At 37.1% G+C, this 1810-nt stretch carries 1 protein-coding gene; it reads left to right on the top strand.

Features of this window, described 5'->3' with window-relative positions:
• Positions 1–1810: DUF445 family protein (locus E7C97_RS09430; RefSeq protein WP_316109057.1), on the top strand; the 1810-nt coding region annotated here is incomplete at both ends.

Genomic DNA, 1810 nt, shown 5'->3' with positions numbered 1-1810 from the left:
ATCAGTAAGTGAATCAATTTCTGAGTCAGTATCAGAGTCAGTAAGTGAATCAGTAAGCGAATCCGTATCTGAGTCAGTAAGCGAGTCAATTTCTGAATCAGTATCAGAATCAGTAAGCGAGTCAATTTCTGAATCAATTTCTGAATCAATCTCTGAATCAGTAAGCGAATCAATTTCTGAATCGGTATCAGAATCAGTAAGCGAGTCAATTTCTGAGTCAGTATCAGAATCAGTAAGTGAATCAATTTCTGAATCAGTATCAGAATCAGTGAGCGAGTCAATTTCTGAGTCAGTAAGCGAATCAGTATCAGAATCTGTATCTGAATCAATCTCTGAATCAGTAAGTGAATCAATTTCTGAGTCAGTATCAGAGTCAGTAAGCGAGTCAATCTCTGAATCAGTATCAGAGTCAGTAAGTGAATCAATCTCTGAATCAGTAAGCGAATCAATTTCTGAGTCAGTATCAGAGTCAGTAAGCGAATCAGTATCAGAGTCAGTGTCTGAATCAGTAAGTGAATCAATTTCTGAATCAATCTCTGAGTCAGTAAGCGAATCAGTATCAGAGTCAGTATCAGAGTCAGTCTCTGAATCAATCTCTGAGTCAGTCTCTGAATCAATTTCTGAGTCAGTGTCTGAATCAGTCTCTGAGTCAGTGTCTGAATCAGTATCAGAATCAGTAAGCGAATCAATCTCTGAATCAGTATCAGAATCAGTAAGCGAATCAATTTCTGAGTCTGTATCAGAATCAGTAAGCGAATCAATCTCTGAATCAGTATCAGAGTCAGTAAGCGAATCAATCTCTGAATCAGTATCAGAATCAGTAAGCGAGTCAATTTCTGAATCAATTTCAGAATCAGTATCAGAATCAGTAAGTGAATCAATCTCTGAATCAGTCTCAGAATCAGTAAGTGAATCAATTTCTGAGTCAGTCTCAGAATCAGTAAGCGAATCAGTATCTGAATCAGTAAGTGAATCAATTTCTGAGTCCGTATCAGAATCAGTAAGCGAATCAATCTCTGAGTCAGTGTCTGAATCAGTAAGTGAATCAATCTCAGAATCAGTAAGTGAATCAGTTTCTGAATCCGTATCAGAATCCGTATCAGAATCAGTAAGCGAGTCAATTTCTGAGTCAGTATCAGAATCAGTAAGCGAATCAATTTCTGAATCCGTATCAGAATCAGTAAGTGAATCAATTTCAGAGTCAGTATCAGAATCAGTAAGCGAGTCAATTTCTGAATCGGTATCAGAATCAGTAAGTGAATCAATTTCAGAATCGGTATCAGAATCAGTAAGCGAATCAGTCTCAGAGTCAGTAAGTGAATCAATTTCAGAATCGGTATCAGAATCAGTAAGCGAATCAGTCTCAGAGTCAGTAAGTGAATCAATTTCTGAATCAGTAAGCGAGTCAGTCTCTGAATCAATTTCAGAATCAGTAAGCGAATCAGTTTCTGAATCAGTCTCAGAGTCAGTAAGCGAATCAATCTCTGAATCAGTATCAGAATCAGTAAGTGAATCAATTTCAGAGTCTGTATCAGAATCAGTAAGCGAATCAATTTCAGAGTCTGTATCAGAATCAGTAAGCGAGTCAATTTCTGAATCAGTATCTGAATCAATCTCTGAATCAATCTCTGAATCCGTATCAGAATCAGTAAGCGAGTCAATTTCTGAATCCGTATCAGAATCAGTAAGTGAATCAATTTCTGAGTCAGTCTCAGAGTCAGTAAGCGAGTCAATTTCTGAATCAATCTCTGAATCAGTATCAGAATCAGTAAGCGAATCAATTTCTGAATCCGTATCTGAATCAGTTTCA

The sequence above is a fragment of the Streptococcus sp. genome (genome assembly GCF_032481935.1).
Lineage (GTDB): Bacteria > Bacillota > Bacilli > Lactobacillales > Streptococcaceae > Streptococcus.
Note: the sequence above shows the minus strand (reverse complement) of the source record. Positions and strands in the feature narration are given on the sequence as shown.